Origin of the sequence: Amycolatopsis sp. SID8362 (genome assembly GCF_010550475.1) — a bacterium.
Lineage (GTDB): Bacteria > Actinomycetota > Actinomycetes > Mycobacteriales > Pseudonocardiaceae > Amycolatopsis > Amycolatopsis eburnea.
Genome location: NZ_JAAGNB010001630.1, coordinates 1 through 2,275 on the forward strand (window position 1 = coordinate 1; position 2,275 = coordinate 2,275).

General features: G+C 72.0%; 3 protein-coding genes. All 3 read right to left on the bottom strand.

Annotation, left to right across the window (positions count from 1 at the left end):
• Positions 1–179 precede the first annotated feature (179 nt).
• The gene (locus G3I65_RS50430) at positions 180–1,109 is read right to left on the bottom strand and encodes a hydroxymethylglutaryl-CoA lyase (RefSeq protein ID WP_160702957.1); all 930 of its coding nucleotides are present in this window, start codon (positions 1,107–1,109) and stop codon (positions 180–182) included.
• On the bottom strand, positions 1,109–1,690 hold the full coding sequence (locus G3I65_RS50435) for a PH domain-containing protein (RefSeq protein ID WP_160702969.1): 582 nt from the start codon (positions 1,688–1,690) through the stop codon (positions 1,109–1,111). Before G3I65_RS50435 ends, G3I65_RS50430 begins: the two co-directional genes overlap by 1 nt.
• Before the next feature lie 85 nt (positions 1,691–1,775).
• A partial coding sequence (locus G3I65_RS50440) for a biotin--[acetyl-CoA-carboxylase] ligase (RefSeq protein ID WP_160702971.1) occupies positions 1,776–2,275 on the bottom strand: 500 nt, incomplete at its 5' end.

Genomic DNA, 2,275 nt, shown 5'->3' on the forward strand with positions numbered 1-2,275 from the left:
ACGGCGGCAGCAGCGGCGACACGGCGTGCGGCCACGCGGCCGGGCTGCCCGAAGGCGGCGTCGGGGCGTCCTCGTACCCGCCGGGCAGTCGCACCGGCCCCGTGTCGAGGTCGTCCTCGCCCGCCTCGGAAGGCTCCGTCACCCACATCCTCCGGCTCGGTCGTGCACCGTGGTCCGCGTCAGCTCAGCGCGTTGACCACGCGGGACGGGCTCGGGCGCCCGAGCTGTCCCGCCATCCAGGAACTGGCCGCCACCAGCACGTCGAGGTCGACCCCGGTTTCGACCCCGAGGCCGTCGAGCAGCCACACGAGATCCTCGGTGGCCAGGTTCCCGGTCGCCGACTCCGCGTACGGGCAGCCACCCAGCCCGCCCGCCGAAGAGTCCACAGTCGACACTCCACATCGGAGCGCCGCCAGCGTGTTCGCGAGAGCCTGACCGTAGGTGTCGTGGAAGTGCACGGCCAAAGTACCGACATCGCCGAACAGCCCGATCAGGTTTTCGACCTGGCCGGCAGTCGCGACGCCGATGGTGTCGCCCAGCGACAGCTGCGAGCACCCCATGTCCAGCAGGCGGCGCCCCGCGTCGGCGACCTGCTTCGCCGGCACGACGCCCTCCCACGGGTCGCCGAAGCACATCGAGAGGTACCCGCGCACGTCCACGCCTGCTTCCCGGGCCCGCGTGACGACCGGCTCGAACATCGCGAACTGCTCGTCCAGCGACGAGTTCAGGTTCTTGCGCGCGAACGTCTCCGTCGCGCTGGCGAAGATGGCGATGTGCTCGACACCGGCGTCCAGGGCCCGGTTCAGGCCCTTTTCGTTCGGCACCAGCACCGGGTAGCGGACGCCTTCGCGGCGGTCGAGCCCGGCCAGCAGCTGCTCGGCGTCGGCGAGCTGCGGCACCCACTTGGGGTGCACGAAGCTGGTCGCCTCCAGCGTGGTCAGCCCGGCGCCGGCGAGCCGGTCGAGAAACTCCAGCTTGACCTCGACCGGGACGATCGTCTTCTCGTTCTGCAGGCCGTCCCGCGGGCCGACTTCCCAGATCGTGACCCGCTCCGGCAGCTCGCCCGCCGCGGGCGACCGCTCCGGCAGGCCCAGTTCGCGCGTGCCCATCAGCGGCGTCGCTCGCCGCGCGGCGGGTGCCCGCCACCCTGGGGCGGCAGCGGCGTGGTCTGCTGCTGGGTGCCCGGGCGGTAGTCGTCGTACGGGTTGTCGTTGACCTCGCGGTAGATCACCGTGTGCACCTTCTCCACGTGCGGGATGTCCTCGAACCGCAGCGGCTCGTCCGACGCGGACTCGATGATCAGCGTGCCGCAGCCGAACACCCGGTCCAGCAGGCCGTGCTCGAACTGGACGCTGTTGATGCGGCCCATCGGGATGTCGATGCCGGTGCGCTTGAGCACGCCCTCGCGGGCGATGAGGCGGTCGGTCGTCACGATGAAGTGGGTGGTCCGCCAGCGCACCAGCGGGGCCAGGAACAGCCACACGATCAGCACGAGCGCGACGACCGCGATGGCGATCAGCCCGACCGTGTTCCACGGCGAGCCGGCGTCCTTCGCGAGGATCGCGAGCCAGCTGCCGGCGCCCAGGGTGACCAGGAACGCGAGCGTCGGGAAGATCAGCATCTTGAAGTGCGGGTGACTGTGCACCACGACGTGCTCTTGCTCGCTGAGCAAATCGTCCGGATAAGCCACGGCGGACGCTCCCAAGGTCGGTGCGGCGATGTCGCTTCACCGTACCGGCGAGACGCCCGGCCGGTGAGTGCAACGCCCCGAGAAATCAGGCCGGGCGGACGTGCACCACGTCACCCGCGAACACGGTGTGCCGCTGCCCGCCCGCCATGTCGACCTGCAGCTGCCCGGCGGCGTCGATGTCGGCCGCGCGCCCGGTCAGCGACGTCCCGTCCGGCAGCTGGACCTCGACGTCCTGTCCGAGGGTCGTGCAGTGGGCGCGGTAGTCGCCGAGCAGCCCGGCTTCGGTGAGGTCGCCGCCGGCCAGCCGCCAGCGCCGTTCGAGGTCGGCGAACCCGGTGAGCAGCGCGACGGCGACGTCGGTGCGGTCGGTGGTGGTCGCGCCCTGCTCGGCGAGCGAGGTCGCGGGCAGCCCGCCGGGCCCCGGCGTGACGTCGCCGAGCGGGAGGACGTTGAGGCCGATGCCGAGCACGATCGACGGCTCGGCGCCGGCGACGGCTTCGGCGAGGATCCCGGCGCACTTGGCGCCGCCGACGAGGACGTCGTTCGGCCACTTCAGCCCGGCGTCGACCCCGACGGAGGCGGCGG